The organism is Rhodanobacter aciditrophus, from assembly GCF_050026795.1.
Taxonomy (GTDB): Bacteria; Pseudomonadota; Gammaproteobacteria; order Xanthomonadales; family Rhodanobacteraceae; genus Rhodanobacter_A.
In genome coordinates this window covers 1-17,430 of sequence record NZ_JALBWP010000009.1, presented here as the reverse complement: position 1 = coordinate 17,430, position 17,430 = coordinate 1, and the positions used below count along the sequence as shown (strand labels likewise).

The following is a 17,430-nucleotide window of genomic DNA, read 5'->3' as shown; positions in this document are numbered from 1 at the left end:
GAAGCTAGGTCATGGATTTACAGTTTGACAAAGCAAATGTTTCAATCTTTGATATTGCTTACATCAATGTCATATGCAAGCCTTTGAGATGAAAGAGCGCAAAGTTCCATCGAAGACGTCGAAACCGCCCGGAAAGTCGACCCGCAGCGCAGCAAAAAAACGTACGTCTGCGCATGGTACGGCCGGCGAAGCCGCCCGCTTCTACTACAAGGGCAACCGCCACAAGCAGCTGCGTGCCTTCGTGGCTACGGTGAAACTGGGCACGCTGAGCCGTGCCGCCGAGGCGCTGTATCTTTCCCAGCCGTCGGTGAGCCTGCAGTTGCAGGCGCTGGAGCGCGAGCTGGGCATGGCGCTGCTGGAACGCCGCCGCCGTCGCATCAACCTCACCGACGCGGGCGAGGCGCTGTACGAACTGGCGCGGCCGCTGGTGGAGGGCTGGGACAACCTCGACCGCGACTTCCAGGCCAAGGTGCAGGGGCTGCAGGCCGGCAAGCTCACCATCGCGGCCGGCACTTCCACCATTCAGTATCTGTTGCCGGAGCTGGTGCGTCGCTACCGCGAGCGCTACCCCGCCGTGCACCTGCAGCTCGCCAATGTCACCGGCAGGGACGGCCTGGCGATGCTGCGCGAGGACAAGGCCGATTTTGCCGTGGGGTCGATGCTCGACGTACCGCATGACATCGCCTGGGCGCCGGTGCGCCATTACGACCCCATGCTGATCCTGCCGCCCGACCATCCGCTGGCGGCCAGGACCGAGGTGGCGCTGGCGGATCTCTCGCCCTACGGCCTGATCCTGCCGCCGCAGCGGCTGTCCACCTACCGCCTGGTGGACCTGGTGTTCCAGCAGAACCAGGTGCCATACCAGGTGGCCATCGAAGTGGGCGGCTGGGATGTCATCAAGGAATACGTGGCGATGGGCCTCGGCATCTCCATCGTCACCGGCATCTGCATCACCGACGCCGACCGCGAGCGACTCGCCGTGCGCAACATGTCGCGCTGGTTCCCGCAGCGCAGCTACGGCGTGGTGATGCGCAAGGGCAAGTTCCTCAACGCCGAAGCGCGCGCCTTCATCGACCTGATCCGCCCGGGCTTGCTGACGTACCGCGACTACGACGAGCCGGGGCACTCGGGGCGGTAGTGCGTCAGCCGTACCGCTGCGACGCCAGTTTCAATCCGAAACCAAGCAGCACCGTGCCGCAGATCCGGTCCATCCACCGGCCGACCTGCGGCTTGCACTGCAGCAGGCGATGGATGTGACCGCCCGCCAGGGCCAGCACCAGCGACCAGGTGAGCCCGGTGCCGATGAAGCTGGCGCCAAGCACGAGCAGGCCGAATTGCGGATGGGCGGCATGCAACGTCACGAACTGGGGCAGGAAGGCGAGGTAGAACAGCGCCACCTTGGGGTTCAGCACGTTGGTGAGCATGCCCTGGCGGAACGCGGCGGCGAAACCGGCACCGCGCGTCTGCGTCGGCCTGTGTTCGTGCTGCCGGCTGAGCAGCATGCGCAGGCCGATCCACACCAGGTAGGCCGCGCCGAGGTATTTCAGCACCGCGAAGGCCAGCGCCGAGGTCATCAGCAGCGCCGACAGACCGAGCACCGCGGCCAGTGTGTGCACCACGCAGCCGGCGTTGATGCCCAGCGCAGCGCCCAGCCCCACGGCATGGCCTTCGCGACCGCTGCGCGCGAGGATGTAGAACGTGTCCAGACCTGGTGTGAGGTTCAGCGCGATGCAGGCGAGCAGGAATGCGTCGTAGTGCTGGATACCGGGCATGGCAGCGTCCGTTGGTGGTGTTCAAGCGTCCCGCGCCGGGAACCGTTTGCGCGCGGGCCAGGGAGAAGCAAAGGAGTGGACGGCCGTCCGCGGCTGGGCGACGGCGCCGGAATGCCGGCAAACCCGGTCCAGCCCTGCGGCCTGCCGTCGGCCGGTCGCCCTGCGGCAGCACGCGGCGCGACTTGGCGACCGGTCGTGCGCTGTGCCCCGGGCCGCCAGCCGACGGCCGCTCGACGACAGCGCGGAGTGCCTGGAGACCAAGAGCGCGCTACTCGGTGTCGCGATGCTTGCCCCGGTAGCCGCGGAACAGCGCGCGGATGCGCACCATGTCGGCGTCGTCGTCGCCGGTGGAGTATTGCGGCGCACCCAGCGTGAAGGTCTTCGTGGGGTAGTCGATGAACACCGGCAGCACCGGCACGTTCGCTTCGCGCGCGATACGCAGGAAGCCGCTCTTCCACTGCTTCACCGCCTTGCGCGTACCCTCGGGGGTGATGCCCAGCCACATCTTCTCGTGCGTGGCGAAACGCTGTGCCATCTGGCCCACCACGTTGAGCGCCGCCTTGCGGTTGATCGGAATCAGGCCCAGCGGACGCAGGACGATGCCCAGCGGGCTGTCCATCACCTCGCGCTTGATCATGATGTTGATGTCGAGGTTGAGCGCGACCTTCATCATCAGCCCCCACACGCCATCCCAGTACGAGGAGTGCGGGGCGCCGATCACCACCAGCCGGGGCAGGTTGGGCAGTTCGCCCACCAGTCGCCAGCCGGACAGGCGCAGCACGCGGCGCATCAGCCACGACCAGAACCGGCTGCGCCGACGCGGGGCCTGCGGCGGCACAGGGGGAAGGATGGCCGCGCTCATTCGCGGCTCCAGTCGCGCGAACGCGTCTGCTTCAGCTTGCCGCGCTGCTGCTTGCCGACGAGGCGGCGCTCCCGCGACGCGCGCGTGGGCTTGGTCGCCACGCGCTCCTTCGGCGCCGCTTGTGCGGCGCGGATGATCTCGGCCAGCCGCTCGCGCGCATCGTCGCGGTTGCGGCCCTGGTCGCGGAAGCGACGCGCCTGGATCACCAGCACGCCCTCGTCGGTGAGCCGGCGGTCGCGTCGCGCCAGCAGCCGTTCGCGCACGGCCTGCGGCAATGTGGGCGAGTGCGCCACGTCGAAGCGCAGTTCCACCGCGCTCTCGGTGCGGTTCACGTGCTGCCCGCCGGGTCCGTCGGCGCGCAGGAAGCGCTCGATCAGTTCGGTCTCGGGCAGGACAAGGGTGCGGCCGATGGTCAGCATGCGGGAAGTTTAGGGGATGGCACGGGCGGGAGGCTGCAGGTATGCGTCCGGGCCGGACGCAGCGCCGCCGGAGCGGAGCCGGGGCCCGTCATGCGGCCGTCCCGGCCGCTACCTGCATTGCGGCCGCGTAGCCGGGTTCAGCGCTGACAGCGCGGAGGGCCGTCCGGCTCATCCCCCGGCAGCGTCCAGCCGAAGCGTTCCAGCAGCGCGGTGTACTCGCCATCCAGCGGCGCCTGCAGCGTCATCGCCTCGCCCGTTGCAGGATGCCGGAAATCCAGCCGCCATGCGTGCAGCAGCATGCGATGGCAGGCGAAATGCTGCTTGTAGAGGCGGTTGTGGTCGCCGCGACCGTGCTGGCAGTCGCCGATCACCGGGTGGTGGATGTGTGCGAGATGCTTGCGGATCTGGCGGAAGCGGCCGCTCTCCGGTTCGGCCAGCAGCAGCGCATAGCGCTGCTGTGGATAGCGGCCCAGCGCGATCGGCACCTCCGTCGTGGCGAGACGGCGGTAGCGGGTGCGTGCCTCGCGGCGAGGGCCGGTCTCGCGCGCACCGGGCAGCGGGTAGTCGATCGTGCCCCCGGCCGGTTCCGGCCAGCCGCGCACCACCACGAGATACTGCTTGTGCACGTCGCGCCCCATGAACTGCTCGCCCAGTGCGGCGGCGATCTCGCCGCTGCGCGCCACCAGCAGCACGCCGCTGGTGGCGCGGTCGAGCCGGTGCGCGGGATGGACATTGCCGCCCACTTGCTCGCGCAGCACGTCCACCAGATAGCGTTCGGCGTCGTTCACCATCGCCGAGCGGTGCACGGGCAGGCCCGCGGGTTTGTTCACCGCGATCAGGGCGTCGTCCTGGTAGAGGATGTCGATGGGCATGGGGTAGGACCGCAGCCTGTGCGAGGTGGTCTTGTGCCGGGATCAGGGCGCAGAGCGCTCGCGCACAGGGTGCTCCTACGACCGGCTGCTTTGCGACCAACCCCAGGCGAAGCCGAGCAACCCCGCCACGGCCATGCCCAGCGGCAGCCATGGTCCGTGCTGGGGCGCCAGCGCCCACAGCAGGGTGGCGCAGAGCATCAGGGTGGCGCCAAGCATGCTGCCCGCGATCATGCGCAGCAGCCGGCGCAGCAGCTGGCGCTGATGGCTGAGCGTATCCACGTCGGCGAGCAGGCGGTGCTCGCCGTGGGCGATGCGCTCGAGCGAGTCGTGCACCAGTTCAGGCAGGCGCGGGGCGAGGTGGAACCATTCGGGAAGGCGCCTGCGCACCTCGCGCAGCGTGCGCAGCGGGCTGTAGCGCTCGCGCAGGATGCGCTTCAGCACCGGATGCGCCACCGCCCAGATGTCGATGTCCGGATCGAGCAGCCGGCCCACGCCTTCGATGTTGAGCAGGGTCTTCTGCAGCAGGATCAGCTGCGGCTGCAGGGTCAGCTCGAAGCGGCGTGCGGTCTGGAACAGCTTCACCACCAGTTCGGCCAGCGAGATCTGCGACAGCGGGCGGGTGAAGTAGGGTTCGCACACCGTGCGCACGGCCGCCTCCAGCTCGTCCAGCCGCACGGTTGACGGCATCCAGCCCGCATCCACGTGCAGCCTGGCGATGCGCGCGTAGTCGCGCTCGAACAGCGCGATGAAATTCTGCGCCAGCCAGTACTGGTCGGCCTCGGGCAGCGAGCCCATGATGCCGAAGTCCAGCGCGATGAAGCGCGGTTCGGTGGGGCGCGTGGGGTCGACCCAGATGTTGCCGGGGTGGGCGTCGGCGTGGAAGAAGTTGTCGCGGAACACCTGCTCGTAGAACACCCGCACGCCCTTCGCGGCCAGCGCCTTGCGATCGATGCCGGCGGCGTCGATCGCGGCGATGTCGTCGCTGCTGATGCCGTGCACGCGTTCCAGCGTCAACACGCGTTGCGAAGTCAGGTCCCAGTGCACCTCGGGCACGTAGAGATCCACGCCGCTGGCGAAATTGCGCCGCAGCAGGCTGGCGCTGGCGCCTTCGCGCTGCAGGTCCAGCTCATGCTCTAGCATCTTCTCCACCTCGGCGACCACGTCGAGCGGGCGGATCTTGTCGGCGTTCGGATGCCAGCGCTGCGCGAGCAGGCCCAGCGAATGCAGCAGGCGGACGTCGCGCGCGATCTTGGCGTCGATGCCGGGGCGCAGCACCTTCACCACCACGGCGCGGCCGTCGGGGAGTTCCGCAGCGTGCACTTGGGCGATCGAGGCGGAGGCCAGCGGCGTCTCGTCGAAATGGGCATAGAGCCGGTTCACCGGCGCCTTCAGCTCGGCCTCCACGATGGCCTTGGCCTCGATGCCGGGAAAGGGCGGCACCTGGTCCTGCAGCAGCGCCAATTCGTCGGCGATGTCCGCGGGCACCAGGTCGCGGCGCGTGGAGAGCACCTGGCCGGCCTTGACGAAGATGGGACCCAGCTCGGTGAGCGCGAGGCGCAGCCGCACGCCGCGCGCCAGCGGGCGCACGTCGACGACGGGCCGGCCCAGCAGCGGGCGCAGCAGCTTCAGCGGGCGGAACAGGTGGGCAGCGTCGACCAGCTCGTCGAGCCGGTAACGCAGCAGCACCACGGCCACGCGCAGCAGGCGCGGTACGACGGCAAGCGGGGTCACGCGGACTTTCCTTTCAGGCGTGCTTCCAGCCGCGCGAGGCGCGCTTCCAGCCGCTCGCCGCGTTCGCGCAGCGCGTCCACGCCGTCGAGGAAGGCTTCCGCCTCGCCGGGCGCCAGTGCGAGCCGCGACTCGTCGCGCAGCCAGGCGGCACCGTCCTCGGCGAGATGGCCGGCGGTTTCCTTCGCGTGCGCGAGCGCCTTGCGCACGGCGCGCGCGATCGGCACGCCCAGCACGTCGCCGAAGCTGCGCGCGAACGCCTCCTCGAAGTCCGGCGCGAATTGCGTGGCGAGCTTTTCCAGCCGCCGCGCGAGCTCGGCATCGCCGGCGATCTCCACCTTGCCGGGCGCCACGCCGTCGTCGCCGCGGCGCAGCGCCATCGCCAGCAGGCTGCCGGGCGTGGCGGCCACGTGCAGCGAGCTGCTGCCGGCTTCGCCCGGATCGGGTGGGCCGACCTTGAGGTGCGCGTCGACCACCTGTACGGCCAGCGCCAGCTCCGGTCCGCGCAGGTGCAGCAGCACGCGGCGGCCGTTCAGGGCGGCGAGCTTGTGCTGCGTGTCGGGATCGAGCGACAGCGTGTGGTTCAGCGCGGCTTCCAGCGCGCGTCCGGCCAGCTTGCGCAGTGGCGTGGGCAGCCAGGCGTTGGGTGTGGGGGCGGTCATGCCGCGATTGTAACGGGCGGATGCGTGCGGACGCGTGCAAGGCGGCGCGCGGCGTGCAAGACTCAGGTGATCGCGCCGTCGAAGCCGAGTTGCCGCCAGGCTTCGTACACGGCCACCGCGACGGCGTTGGAAAGATTGAGGCTGCGGCTGTCAGGCCGCATCGGCAGGCGCATGCGCTGCGCATCGGGAATGGCGTTCACGACCTCGGCGGGCAGGCCGGCGGTTTCGCAGCCGAACAGCAGCGCGTCGCCGTGGGCGTAGCGGGCATCGACGTGGCGCGTGCGGCCGCGGGTGGTGAACGCATACACGCGCGGCCGGCCGATGGTTGCGAGACAGTCGTCGAGGTCGTCGTGTACCTGCACGCTGGCGTACTCGTGGTAGTCCAGGCCCGCACGGCGCAGGCGCGCGTCATCGAGCGCGAAGCCGAGCGGGCGGATCAGGTGCAGCGCGGCGCCGGTGTTGGCGCACAGGCGGATGACGTTGCCGGTGTTCGGCGGAATTTCGGGGCGGAACAGGATGACGTGCAGCATCCGGCGATTATCGCGTGCGCAATGGCGCACGAGCCAACTTGCCTGCGATCAGCCGCGCGGCAGCGGGCAGCGCACGCCACCCGGCACCGCGCACAGGCTGGTCGAAACCGCCAGTGTACGGGAGGCGGCCGTCTGCGACGGGGCCGGGCTGGTGCTCAGCATCGAGCCCAGCACCAGGGTGCAGACCAGCAGGCAGGCGGCGAACAGGCCGCTCAGCATCAGGGTTTCGTGTTTCATGGCGATACTCCGTTGAGCGGGTCGGGAGGATCAGCCCGGCAGGCGCGGGCAGATCACGCCGTCGGCCGGCAGGGCGCACTGCACGGGCGCGGCCAGCAGGGCATTGCCGACGCTGCCGGTGGCGGCCAGCTGCACCGAGGACGGGGCGGCCTTCAGCATCGCGCCCAGTACCAGGGTGCAGACCAGCAGGCAGACGACGAACAGGCCGCTCAGCATCAGGTTCTCGTATTTCATGGGGTGTCTCCGACAAGGGTGGGTAGTTCCTGCACGTATTGCAGAGCAATCCGTGTGCCAAGTCGCAGAATCGTTTCAAGACACTGACATATATAGAATTTTTTGGCAGGGCGCCCGGGCCGCCCGGTTGTCCGCGGACAGCCGGACAGGCCAATCGGACAGCTGCCCGGACGACTGGCGGGGTCCTGCCGTTCGTCACTGTCAAGAACTTGCGATCTCCTCTAGCCTCGGGCGGCACCCGAGCCGAAAAGGAGCAACACGATGGGAAGCAAGCCACTCGCCCTGCTGATCGCGGGCCTGATGAGCGTCGCCGGCGGCACGGCGCCGGACGTGGCCATGGCCGCGAAGAGTGCGCCGGCCGCGCAAGGCGTGCCGGAGATCGCCTACACCCGCTTCACCCTGCCGAACGGCCTCACCGTGATCGTGCACGAGGACCACAAGGCGCCGGTGGTGGCGGTGAGCATCTGGTACCACATCGGTTCGGCCGACGAGCCGAAGGGCAAGACCGGCTTCGCCCACCTGTTCGAGCACCTGATGTTCTCCGGCTCGGAGCACCACAAGGGCACCTACTTCCAGCCGTTCGAACTGGCCGGCGCCACCGACATGAACGGCACCACCTGGTTCGACCGCACCAACTATTTCGAGACGGTACCCACCACCGCGCTGGACATGGCGCTGTGGATGGAATCCGACCGCATGGGCCACCTGCTCGGCGCGATCGGCCAGAAGGAGCTCGACACCCAGCGCGGCGTGGTGCAGAACGAGAAGCGCCAGGGCGAGAACCGCCCCTACGGCCGTGTGGACGAGAACATCCTCGCCAACACCTACCCCGCCAACCACCCCTACCAGCACGACACCATCGGCTCGATGGCCGACTTGAACGCGGCCTCGCTGGACGACGTGAAGCACTGGTTCCACGCCAACTACGGCGCCGCCAACACCACCCTGGTGCTGGCCGGCGACATCACGGTGGCCGAGGCGCGCGCGAAGGCGCGGAAGTACTTCGGCGACATCCCCGCCGGCAAGCCGGTGGCGCACCAGCAGCCGTGGATCACTCCGCTGGCGAAGTCCACGCGCGGCGTGCAGCATGACCACGTGGCACAGCCGCGCATCTACCGCACCTGGGTGGTGCCGCAGCTGGGCAGCGACGCCGCGATCCAGCTCGACCTCGCCTCGACGGTACTGGGCGGCGGCAAGACCTCGCGGCTGTACCAGCGCCTCGTGTACCAGGACAAGCTGGCGGACGATGTCTCCGCCAGCATCGCGCCGTTCGCGCTGGCCAGCCAGTTCCAGATCCAGGCCGACGTGAAGCAGGGCGTGGAGCCGGCCAAGGTGGAAGCGGCCATCGCCGACGAGCTGAAGAAGTTCCTCGCCGGCGGCCCCACCGCCGACGAGCTCGATCGCGCCAGGATCGGCAACCGCGCCCAGTTCGTGCGCGGGCTGGAGAAGGTGGGCGGCTTCGGCGGCAAGGCCGTGATCCTCGCCGAGGGGCAGGTCTATCGCGGCAACCCCGGCGCCTACAGGCTCGACCTCGCGCGCGCCGACGCGGCCACGCCGGCCAGCGTCAAGGCCGCGGCCGACCACTGGCTGAGCAGGGGCGACTACCTGCTCACCGTGCTGCCCGCCGGCAAGGGCTTCGACCCCGCGGCCGAGGACAAGGCGGTGAAGCCGCTGGGCGCCGCCGCCGGTCGCCCGCAGCCGAAGCTGCCGACGGCACACCAATACGCCGTCACCAGGAGCACGGTGGATCGCGACCAGGGCGTGCCGCAGGTCGACGCGTTCCCGCCGCTGAGCTTCCCGAAGCTCGAGCGCGGCAGGCTCGGCAACGGCATCGAGGTGATCCTCGCCCGGCGCCACACCATTCCGGTGACCCAGGTGCAGCTGCTGTTCGATGCAGGCTACGCCGCCGACCAGGGCCGCAAGCTCGGCACCGCGAACTTCACCGCACGGCTGATGAACGAGAGCACCACCCGGATGGATTCGGTGGCCGTGGCCGAGGCGCGCCAGCGGCTGGGGGCGATCACCAGCGTCGGCTGCGGGCTGGACAGCTGCAGCGCCTCGCTCAACGCGCTGAACGACCGCCTGCAGCCCTCGCTGGCGCTGTTCGCCGACATCGTGCGCGATCCGGCGTTCAAGCCAGCGGACATCGAGCGCGTGCGCGGCCAGTGGCTGGCCGACATCGCGCAGGAGAAGACGCAGCCGGTGGGCCTCGCGCTGCGCACCCTGCCGCCACTGCTGTACGGCGCGGATCACGCCTACGGCATTCCGTTCACCGGCAGCGGTACCGAGGCCAGCATCAAGGCGCTCACCGCCGCCGACCTGCGCGCGTTCCAGCACGATTGGCTGCGCCCGGACAACGTGAAGATCCTCGTGGCCGGCGACACCACGCTGGACCGGATCATCCCCGAGCTGAACGCCGTGTTCGGCGACTGGCGGGCGCCGGCCGGGGCGATCCCGCACAAGAACATCGCCACGGTGGCTGCGCAGGCCAGGCCGCGCGTGTTCCTGATCGACCGGCCCGACGCGCCGCAATCGCTGATCATGGCGGGCCTGCTCGCGCCGTCCACGCGCGCGCCGGACAACCTCGCCATCCAGGTGGCGAACGGCGCGTTCGGCGGCACCTTCACCTCGCGCCTCAACATGAACCTGCGCGAGAACAAGCGCTGGGCCTACGGCGCGCAGAGCTTCCTGATGGATGCCCAGGGCCAGCGCCCGATGCTGTTCTACGCGCCGGTGCAGACCGACAAGACCGCACCGTCCGCCGCGGAAGTGCTGAAGGAGGCACGCGCGGTGATCGGCGACAGGCCGCTGACCGCCGCCGAGATCGCCAAGATCAAGGACCAGCGCATCCGCGCGCTGCCGGGCAGCTACGAGACCACCTCCGCGGTGCTGGGCGCGATGAACGGCATCGTCGAGTACGGCCGCCCCGACGACTACGTGCAGACGCTGAAGCCGAGGCTGGAGGCGGTCACTCCGGCCGAGGCCGAGGCGGCGATCAGGCAGATCGTGCGGCCCGCCGCGATGACGTGGGTGATCGTGGGCGACCTCAAGCAGATCGAGGCGCCGGTGCGCGCGCTGAACCTCGGCGAGGTGCAGGTGCTCGACGCCGACGGCAAGCCGGTGGCGAAGTAGGAGCCGGCCCGCGTTCTCCGTCTGGCCCGCGTCGCCTCGCGGTGGTCGTCGGCAGGCGGCGCACCGCACAGGGCCTGCTTGGCCGGCCAGGCCGCGCGTTGCCGCATGGCGGCTGCGGCACGGCAACCCCTGCGCCGTCAGATTCCCGGGGGCGGGCTTGCCTGCCCGCATCCGCGCGCCATCAGCCGGTCGTGGATGGACGTCCGTTTCCGGGTGCCTCCCTGGCCGGCTTGCAAACGGTTCCCGGCGCGCCGCTGCCAGGATCATGAACGGGCGCCGCGCCATGCGGGACGCGACCGCGCGCCGCGCGTTAGCATGGCGGCAGGGCGCCCTGCCGCCCGGCCGTTCCCCACGCGATCCGGAGTCGTCCATGCGCAAGACCGTGCTGCTGCTCGTCCCCACCCTGCTGCTGGGCGCCTGCACGTGGGGCATCAATCCCACCCCGGCGTCGCAGAACGTGCGCACGGCGTGGAACGGCGACGTCTCCGGTTGCCGCGACCTGGGCAAGATCACCGTCTCGGTGATGGACCACGTGGGTCCGGTGAACCGCAACGACATCAAGGTGCGCGACGAACTGCAGGTGATGGCGCGCAACGAGGCCGCCACCATGCACGCCGACACCATCAAGCCGCTGGCTGAACCCAAGGACGGCGCGCAGCCCTGGGGCGCCTACCAGTGCGGCTCGCGCCCGGCGACGCCCGGTGTCACGCGGGGCAATCCCGCCGCACCCGCGTCCAGCGGCGCCACGCAGACCTTCCCGATCAAGGGCGGCTGAGTCTCGGCACGCAGTCGCACGAGGCACGAAGGGCGCCGCGCGGCGCCCTTCGCGTCTGTGTGCAAGGCGGCGGGCTCGCGGATGTCCCGCGGCCCATCGGGGCCGGCCGGGCCGTGTGCCGGCCGGCCGTGCACACGGCTGCCGCCGGCCGCACGCCGGGTGAGGCGCCGCGCCGCCGTACGGCGGTAGGCAAGCGCGCACCGGGTTTGCCATCATGCGCGGCCATGAATCGCCTGATGAACGCCCCGGGTCGCCTCGCCCGCCGCCTCCTGCCGCGGCACCGTGGCGCCGTGGCACCTGCGAATCGGCAAACCGCCTTCGCCGTGCCGGCCGGGGCGATCACGGCGCTCTCCGGGCCGGACGAATTCCGCCGGACCCTGCTGCAACTGGTCGGCGAAGCCCGGCAGCGCATCGTGATCGTGGCGCTGTACCTGCAGGACGATGACAGCGGTCGCGAGGTGCTCGACGCTTTGTACGCGGCGAAGGCGCGGCATCCGGCGTTGCGCGTCACGGTGTACGTGGACTGGCACCGTGCCCGCCGCGGCCTGATCGGCCGGCAGCACAGCGAAGGCAACGCGGCCATGTACCGCGAGTTCGCGCGCCGGCTGGGCGACGGCGTGGAGATCCGCGGCGTGCCGGTGCAGGGCCGCGAACTGCTGGGCGTGCTGCACCTGAAGGGCTGGGTGATCGACGACACGGTGCTGTACACCGGCGCCAGCCTCAATGACGTCTATCTCGCGCGGCATGGCCGCTACCGGCTGGACCGCTACCATCTGCTGCGCCATCGCGGCCTCGCCGATGCGCTGGCCGGCTTCGTCGAGCGGCATTTCGCCGACAACGCCGCCGTGCCGAGGCTGGACACGCCCGGGGCGCCGGCCACCCGCGCGCTGCTGCCGGCGATCCGCGAGCTGCGCCAGGCGCTGCAATCCGCCGCCTACGCGGTGCCGCACGAGACGCCGCAGGCCGGCGAAGTGGCGGTGACGCCGCTGCTGGGCCTCGGCCGCAACGACAACGCGCTCAACGACGCCCTACTGGCGCTACTGCAGCAGGCGCGCGAGCGGGTGATCCTGCTCACGCCGTACTTCAACCTGCCGCGTTCGGTGCGCGTGGCGGTCGGCATGGCGCTGCGGCGCGGTTGCCGCATCGACATCATGGTGGGCGACAAGACCGCCAACGATTTCTATATCCCGCCGGAGCAGCCGTTCACCACGATCGGCCTGCTGCCCTACCTGTACGAGAACAACCTGCGCCGCTTCGCCCGCGCGCACGCGCGCCAGCTTGCCAGCGGCCAGCTGAACCTGTGGCTGTGGCGCGACGGCGACAACAGCTACCACTTGAAGGGCCTGCTCGTGGACGACGATGCAGCCTTGCTCACCGGCCACAACCTCAACCCGCGAGCGTGGGCGCTGGATCTGGAGAACGGACTGCTGCTGCGCGATCCCGCGCACTGCCTGCACGCGATGCACGAGGCGGAGTGGGCGGCGCTGCGCCGGCACGCCACGCGGCTGGCCGACTACCACGCGCTGGAAAGCCCCCGGCGCTACCCGGCCGAAGTGCGGCGCTTGCTGCGCAGGCTGAGCCGGGTGCGGCTGGACCGGCTGGTCAACCGGCTGCTGTAGGCCCGTCGTCGGCCCGCCGCATCGACAGGCAGCCGGCCCGACCGTCGACGACGGTTCCGTGGCCTGCGTGCGTTGGCGCCGGGGCCGCCCGGGGCATCCTAGGCGTCGAGATCCGGGATCAGCTTGCTTTCCAACCGTGCGATGTGGTCCTTCAGCAGCAGCTTGCGCTTCTTCAGCCGGGTGAGCTGCAGCTCGTCGCGGCCGATCGCGCTGGCCAGCTGGTTGATCGCGGCGTCGAGGTCGCGATGCTCCTGCCGCAGCTCGGCGAGCAGCTGGGCGGTTTCGGCGTGATCCTGAACCTGCATGGCGGTGCGCGGCGGTGCGGACGGTGCCCCGTAGTGTAGCGCTGCCGGAAGCGGGCGGAGCGGACGGGTACAATGGCCGCCCCGCCGTCCCGACTTCCGCCATGTCCGCGCTGCCCGAAGCCGTTTCCACGCCTGCCGCCGAGGTCGAGCGCCTCGGAGCGCGCCTGCGCCACCAGGTCGGCAGGGCGATCACGGATTTCCGCATGGTCGAGGAGGGCGACAAGGTGATGGTGTGCCTGTCCGGCGGCAAGGATTCCTACACGCTGCTGGACGTCCTGCTGCAACTGCAGGCCAAGGCGCCGGTACGCTTCGAGCTGATCGCGGTGAACCTGGACCAGAAGCAGCCGGGCTTCCCCGAGCATGTGCTGCCGGAGTACCTGAAATCGCGCGGCGTGCCGTTCCACATCATCGAGCAGGACACCTACAGCACGGTCACCCGGGTGATCCCCGCGGGCAAGACCATGTGCAGCCTGTGTTCACGACTGCGCCGCGGCGCGCTGTACACCTGGGCGGCGTCGAACGGCATCACCAAGATCGCGCTGGGCCACCACCGCGACGACATCCTCGCCACGTTCTTCCTCAACCTGTTCCACCAGGCCAGCCTGAAGGCGATGCCGCCCAAGCTGCGCTCGGACGACGGCCGCCATGTGGTGATCCGCCCGCTGGCCTACTGCCGCGAGAGCGAGATCGCTGCATACGCTGCTCTGAGGGAATTTCCGATCATTCCGTGCAACCTGTGCGGCTCGCAGGAGAACCTGCAGCGCAGGCAGGTGCGCCGCATGCTGGACGAGTGGGAGCGCGAGCACCCCGGCCGCAGCGAGACGATGTTCCGCGCGCTGGGCAACGTGGCGCCGTCGCAGCTGGCCGACCGCAGGCTGTTCGATTTCGAAGGGTTGGATGCGCCCGGGCGGGCGGCCGGCGGCGAAATCTGAGATCATGGGCGTCCGTCCGTTTGGACGTCCATACTTCCATAGGTAGATGAGCGAGGAATTACGTGTCCATCTTTGCTTCCGTTGAAATGGCTCCGGGCGACCCGATCCTCGGCCTCACCGAGGCCTACCTCGCCGATCCGCGCAAGGAGAAGGTGAACCTTGGCGTGGGCATCTACGTGGACGAGCAGGGCAAGGTGCCGGTGCTGCATGCGGTGCGCCAGGTGGAGCAGGCGCTTGCGCGCGACGACCAGCCGCGCAGCTACCTGCCGATCGACGGCCTGCCCGCGTACAACCGTGCCACGCAGAACCTGCTGTTCGGCGAAGGCGCGGCCATCCTCGAAGCAGGCCGCGTGGCCACCGCGCAGACCATCGGCGGCAGCGGCGCGCTGCGCGTGGGCGCGGACCTGCTCAGGAAGGTGCTGGGTGCGGACGCGAAGCTGGCGATCAGCAACCCCAGCTGGGGCAACCACCACGTGGTGTTCCGCACCGCCGGCTTCCAGCTGGTCGACTACCGCTACTACGACGACGCCAGCCACGGCCTCGACTTCGCCGGCATGCTGGAAGACCTCGGCCGGCTGGAGCCGGGCACCGTGGTGCTGCTGCACGCCTGCTGCCACAACCCCACCGGCGTGGACCTGGACGCCGCGCAGTGGGCGCAGGTGGTGACGCTGCTGAAGGACCGCGGCCTGCTGCCCTTCGTGGACATGGCCTACCAGGGCTTCGACAAGAATCCCGTCGACGACGCCCTCGCGGTGCGTCTGCTGGCGAACTCGGGCATCCCCGCCTTCGTGGTGGCGAACTCGTATTCCAAGTCGTTCTCGCTGTACGGCGAGCGCGTGGGCGCGCTGAGCTTCGTCGGCGCCGACCGCGACGAGGCCGCGCGCCTGCTGTCGAACATCAAGACCACCATCCGCGCCAACTATTCCAGCCCCGCCACGCACGGCGGCAAGCTGGTGGCCGGCGTGCTGGAGAGCGCCAAGCTGCGCGCGCTGTGGGAGCGGGAGCTGGGCGAGATGCGCGGCCGCATCCATGCGATGCGTGCGGCCTTCGTGGACAAGCTCGCCGCGCTGGGCGCGCCGGACTTCGGCTTCATCAACAGGCAGGCCGGCATGTTCTCCTACTCGGGCCTGAGCAAGGCGCAGGTGGATCGCCTGCGCGAGGAGTTCGCGATCTATGCGCTCTCCAGCGGGCGCATTTGCGTGGCTGCGCTCAACACCGGCAATATCGACTACGTGACGCGCGCCGTCGCCGCCGTCTGCGCCTGATCCCGTCGCCTCGTCGTTCCCGCGAAGGCCGCCGCTGGGCGGCCTTCGCATCTGCATGGATATCCAATGTTCTTCCGCAACCTCACCCTGTTCCGCTTTTCCCCCGCCGTCGCCGACGACCTCAAGCGCCTCGATGAAGCGCTCGGCGAACACCGGCTGCGCCCCTGCGGCCCGCTGGAGATGTTCACCAAGGGCTTCGTGCCGCCGGTGGGCCGCGGTGACGAGGCGCCGCTCACCCACGCGGTGAAGCACTGCACCTGGCTCACCGTGGGCGGCGAGGACAAGCTGCTGCCTGCAGCGGTGGTCAACGACGAGCTGCAGCGCAAGGTGCGCAAGATCGCCGAGGAGGAAGGCCGCAAGGTGGGCGGGCGCGAGCGCAAGCGCCTCAAGGAGGATCTGCTCACCGAGTTGCTGCCGCGTGCGTTCGTGCGCAGCTCGCGGATGTCCGCCTACGTGGACACGAAACACGGCTGGCTGGTGCTGGACACCTCCAGCCGCAAGTCGGCCGAGAACGCGCTCAGCCAGATCCGCGAGGCGCTGGGCAGCTTCCCCGCCGTGCCGCTGGCGCCGGAGGAGGGTCCGCGCGTGCTGATGACCGACTGGCTCGCCAACGGCACGCTGCCCGCCGGCCTCGCGTTCGGCGACGAGGTGGAACTGCGCGACCCCGCCACCGCCACCGGCGCGATCGCCAAGTGCCGCCGTCAGGATCTCGATGCGGAAGAGGTGAAGGAGCACCTGCGCAACGGCAAGCAGGTGTTCCAGCTCGGCCTGGTGTTCGACGACCGCATGAGCTTCGTGCTGGGCGAGGACCTGATCGTGCGCAAGCTGAAGTTCCTCGACGTGGTGATGGACGAGATGGGCGACAGCCACGAGGACGCCCAGGCCGAGGCCGACGCCGGCTTCGCCCTGCTCACCCTGGAACTGGAGCGCCTGCTGGCCAAACTGGAGGAATGGTTCGGCCTGCCACGTCCCAGCGACGGTTGAGATTGGCGCCAGGCGTGGCCTGGCGGGCCCATGACCCGCGGCCCTTGCGCCGGGACGCGGTTCTCCCCACATACTGTCCGTCCGGGCGCGCCGATCCTTGCGCCGCCCCGGATGTGCAGGCAGCAGGATCATGGCGCAGCATCTCGAAGGCGACTGGCTGGAACTGGCGACCGCAGGCGGCAACACCATCCGCGTGCTCAAGGCCGCGCATCCGCGTGCGCGGCGCCTGCGCCTCACCGTCACGCCCAAGGGCGCGCGGGTGACCTATCCCGACGGCACCCACCCGGCCCAGGTCAGCGCCTTCCTGCGCCACCACGCCGACTGGCTGGAACAGAAGCTCGACGAGCTGAACCTGATCGTGAAGCCGCTGCCGCCGCTGCGCGTGGGCCATGCCACGACGTTGCCGCTGCGCGGCGAGACGGCAACGCTGGACTGGACCGAGGGCGCCTATCCGAAGATCGAGGCGCACGCCGACGGCCTCACCCTGGTGATCCCGCGCCCGCACACCCGGGCCCTGCCGGTGGCGCGCGGCCTGCTGGCCTCGCACTTCGAATCGCTGATCCGCCGCGACGTGTCGCGCTGGCTCGCGTTCTACGTGCCGCAACTGGGCCTAGCGCCCACCGCGCTCAAGGTGCGGCCGATGAAGAGCTTGTGGGGCAGCCTCGACACCCGCGACCGCATCAACCTCGACCTCGCGCTGGCGCTGGCGCCACCCGCCGCGCTGCGCTACGTGCTGGTGCACGAGCTCTGCCACCTCCGCGTGCGCAGCCACGCGCCGCGCTTCTGGGCACAGGTCGAGGGCCTGCTGCCCGACTGGCGCGAGCAGCGCGATTGGCTGCGCGTCAACGGCGCCACGCTGAAGGCGGAGCTGGATAGGCTGGTGGCGGACGTGGCGGATTGAAGCGATCGCCGGTGGGACAGCGCAATTAGTCGCTGTCGCACCCCGCGTATTCAGGTGCGATGAGCCAATTTGGGCCTAGCACCCGCAAACCCCCACCTTCACACATACCCCCCCCACGCATACACCCAGATGAAAACGTTAGGCAACCCCCCCCCCCCGGGGGCCCCGGCCGCGCGTTCCAGGGGGGTGGTGTTAGCCACC

18 protein-coding genes are annotated in these 17,430 nt (G+C 69.9%); 8 read left to right on the top strand and 10 right to left on the bottom strand.

From position 1 onward, the window contains the following. Positions 1-88 precede the first annotated feature (88 nt). Positions 89-1,138, top strand: coding sequence for a LysR family transcriptional regulator (locus ACQGNW_RS03200; protein ID WP_426661634.1), 1,050 nt, complete (start codon positions 89-91; stop codon positions 1,136-1,138). A 4-nt stretch (positions 1,139-1,142) separates the two neighbouring features. Here the strand turns inward: ACQGNW_RS03200 and ACQGNW_RS03195 are convergent, their stop codons facing one another. From ACQGNW_RS03195 to ACQGNW_RS03155, 9 genes are all read right to left on the bottom strand, one after another. Further along, positions 1,143-1,772, bottom strand: a complete 630-nt coding sequence (locus ACQGNW_RS03195) for a LysE family translocator (RefSeq protein WP_426661633.1) — start codon at positions 1,770-1,772, stop codon at positions 1,143-1,145. Positions 1,773-2,040: 268 nt separating this feature from the next. Beyond that, positions 2,041-2,634: a 1-acyl-sn-glycerol-3-phosphate acyltransferase gene (locus tag ACQGNW_RS03190; protein ID WP_426661632.1), complete on the bottom strand. Its 594-nt coding sequence runs from the start codon at positions 2,632-2,634 to the stop codon at positions 2,041-2,043. Next, the gene (gene arfB, locus ACQGNW_RS03185; protein WP_426661630.1) at positions 2,631-3,053 is read right to left on the bottom strand and encodes an alternative ribosome rescue aminoacyl-tRNA hydrolase ArfB; all 423 of its coding nucleotides are present in this window, start codon (positions 3,051-3,053) and stop codon (positions 2,631-2,633) included. Before arfB ends, ACQGNW_RS03190 begins: the two co-directional genes overlap by 4 nt. 137 nt (positions 3,054-3,190) lie before the next feature. Then, positions 3,191-3,925: a pseudouridine synthase gene (locus ACQGNW_RS03180; protein ID WP_426661629.1), complete on the bottom strand. Its 735-nt coding sequence runs from the start codon at positions 3,923-3,925 to the stop codon at positions 3,191-3,193. A 75-nt stretch (positions 3,926-4,000) separates the two neighbouring features. Next, positions 4,001-5,656: a ubiquinone biosynthesis regulatory protein kinase UbiB gene (gene ubiB, locus ACQGNW_RS03175; protein WP_426661628.1), complete on the bottom strand. Its 1,656-nt coding sequence runs from the start codon at positions 5,654-5,656 to the stop codon at positions 4,001-4,003. Beyond that, complete coding sequence (locus ACQGNW_RS03170; RefSeq protein ID WP_426661627.1) at positions 5,653-6,315, bottom strand: ubiquinone biosynthesis accessory factor UbiJ; 663 nt, start codon at positions 6,313-6,315, stop codon at positions 5,653-5,655. The genes ubiB and ACQGNW_RS03170 overlap by 4 nt, the downstream gene beginning before the upstream one ends. A gap of 62 nt (positions 6,316-6,377) precedes the next feature. After that, entirely contained in the window at positions 6,378-6,845 is a 468-nt protein-coding gene (locus ACQGNW_RS03165) for a tRNA (cytidine(34)-2'-O)-methyltransferase (protein WP_426661626.1), read from the bottom strand. Positions 6,846-6,893: 48 nt separating this feature from the next. After that, the gene (locus ACQGNW_RS03160; protein WP_426661625.1) at positions 6,894-7,082 is read right to left on the bottom strand and encodes a hypothetical protein; all 189 of its coding nucleotides are present in this window, start codon (positions 7,080-7,082) and stop codon (positions 6,894-6,896) included. Positions 7,083-7,112: 30 nt separating this feature from the next. Continuing rightward, a complete protein-coding gene (locus ACQGNW_RS03155) occupies positions 7,113-7,316 on the bottom strand; it encodes a hypothetical protein (RefSeq protein ID WP_426661624.1) in 204 nt (67 codons plus the stop codon). Between the two features lie 261 nt (positions 7,317-7,577). Between ACQGNW_RS03155 and ACQGNW_RS03150 the strand changes: the two genes are divergently transcribed. The 3 genes from ACQGNW_RS03150 to pssA all read left to right on the top strand — a co-directional run bounded on the left by ACQGNW_RS03150 (position 7,578) and on the right by pssA (position 12,842). Beyond that, positions 7,578-10,448, top strand: coding sequence for a M16 family metallopeptidase (locus tag ACQGNW_RS03150; RefSeq protein ID WP_426661623.1), 2,871 nt, complete (start codon positions 7,578-7,580; stop codon positions 10,446-10,448). 370 nt (positions 10,449-10,818) lie between these two features. Next, a complete protein-coding gene (locus tag ACQGNW_RS03145) occupies positions 10,819-11,223 on the top strand; it encodes a DUF4156 domain-containing protein (RefSeq protein ID WP_426661622.1) in 405 nt (134 codons plus the stop codon). A 224-nt stretch (positions 11,224-11,447) separates the two neighbouring features. Next, the gene (gene pssA / locus ACQGNW_RS03140; RefSeq protein ID WP_426661621.1) at positions 11,448-12,842 is read left to right on the top strand and encodes a CDP-diacylglycerol--serine O-phosphatidyltransferase; all 1,395 of its coding nucleotides are present in this window, start codon (positions 11,448-11,450) and stop codon (positions 12,840-12,842) included. Between the two features lie 98 nt (positions 12,843-12,940). On the opposite strand, the gene ACQGNW_RS03135 is transcribed toward pssA, so the two are convergent. Beyond that, the gene (locus tag ACQGNW_RS03135) at positions 12,941-13,147 is read right to left on the bottom strand and encodes a YdcH family protein (protein ID WP_426661620.1); all 207 of its coding nucleotides are present in this window, start codon (positions 13,145-13,147) and stop codon (positions 12,941-12,943) included. Between the two features lie 101 nt (positions 13,148-13,248). On the opposite strand from ACQGNW_RS03135, the gene ttcA reads away from it, so the two are divergent. The 4 genes from ttcA (at position 13,249) to ACQGNW_RS03115 (ending at position 17,229) form a co-directional block, all read left to right on the top strand. After that, a complete protein-coding gene (ttcA, locus tag ACQGNW_RS03130) occupies positions 13,249-14,079 on the top strand; it encodes a tRNA 2-thiocytidine(32) synthetase TtcA (protein WP_426661619.1) in 831 nt (276 codons plus the stop codon). Positions 14,080-14,141: 62 nt separating this feature from the next. After that, positions 14,142-15,344 (top strand): amino acid aminotransferase, encoded by a 1,203-nt coding sequence (locus ACQGNW_RS03125; RefSeq protein ID WP_426661618.1) that lies wholly within the window; start codon positions 14,142-14,144, stop codon positions 15,342-15,344. A gap of 66 nt (positions 15,345-15,410) precedes the next feature. Further along, the gene (locus ACQGNW_RS03120; protein WP_426661617.1) at positions 15,411-16,328 is read left to right on the top strand and encodes a recombination-associated protein RdgC; all 918 of its coding nucleotides are present in this window, start codon (positions 15,411-15,413) and stop codon (positions 16,326-16,328) included. Between the two features lie 130 nt (positions 16,329-16,458). Next, on the top strand, positions 16,459-17,229 hold the full coding sequence (locus ACQGNW_RS03115) for a M48 family metallopeptidase (protein ID WP_426661616.1): 771 nt from the start codon (positions 16,459-16,461) through the stop codon (positions 17,227-17,229). Positions 17,230-17,430 lie beyond the last annotated feature (201 nt).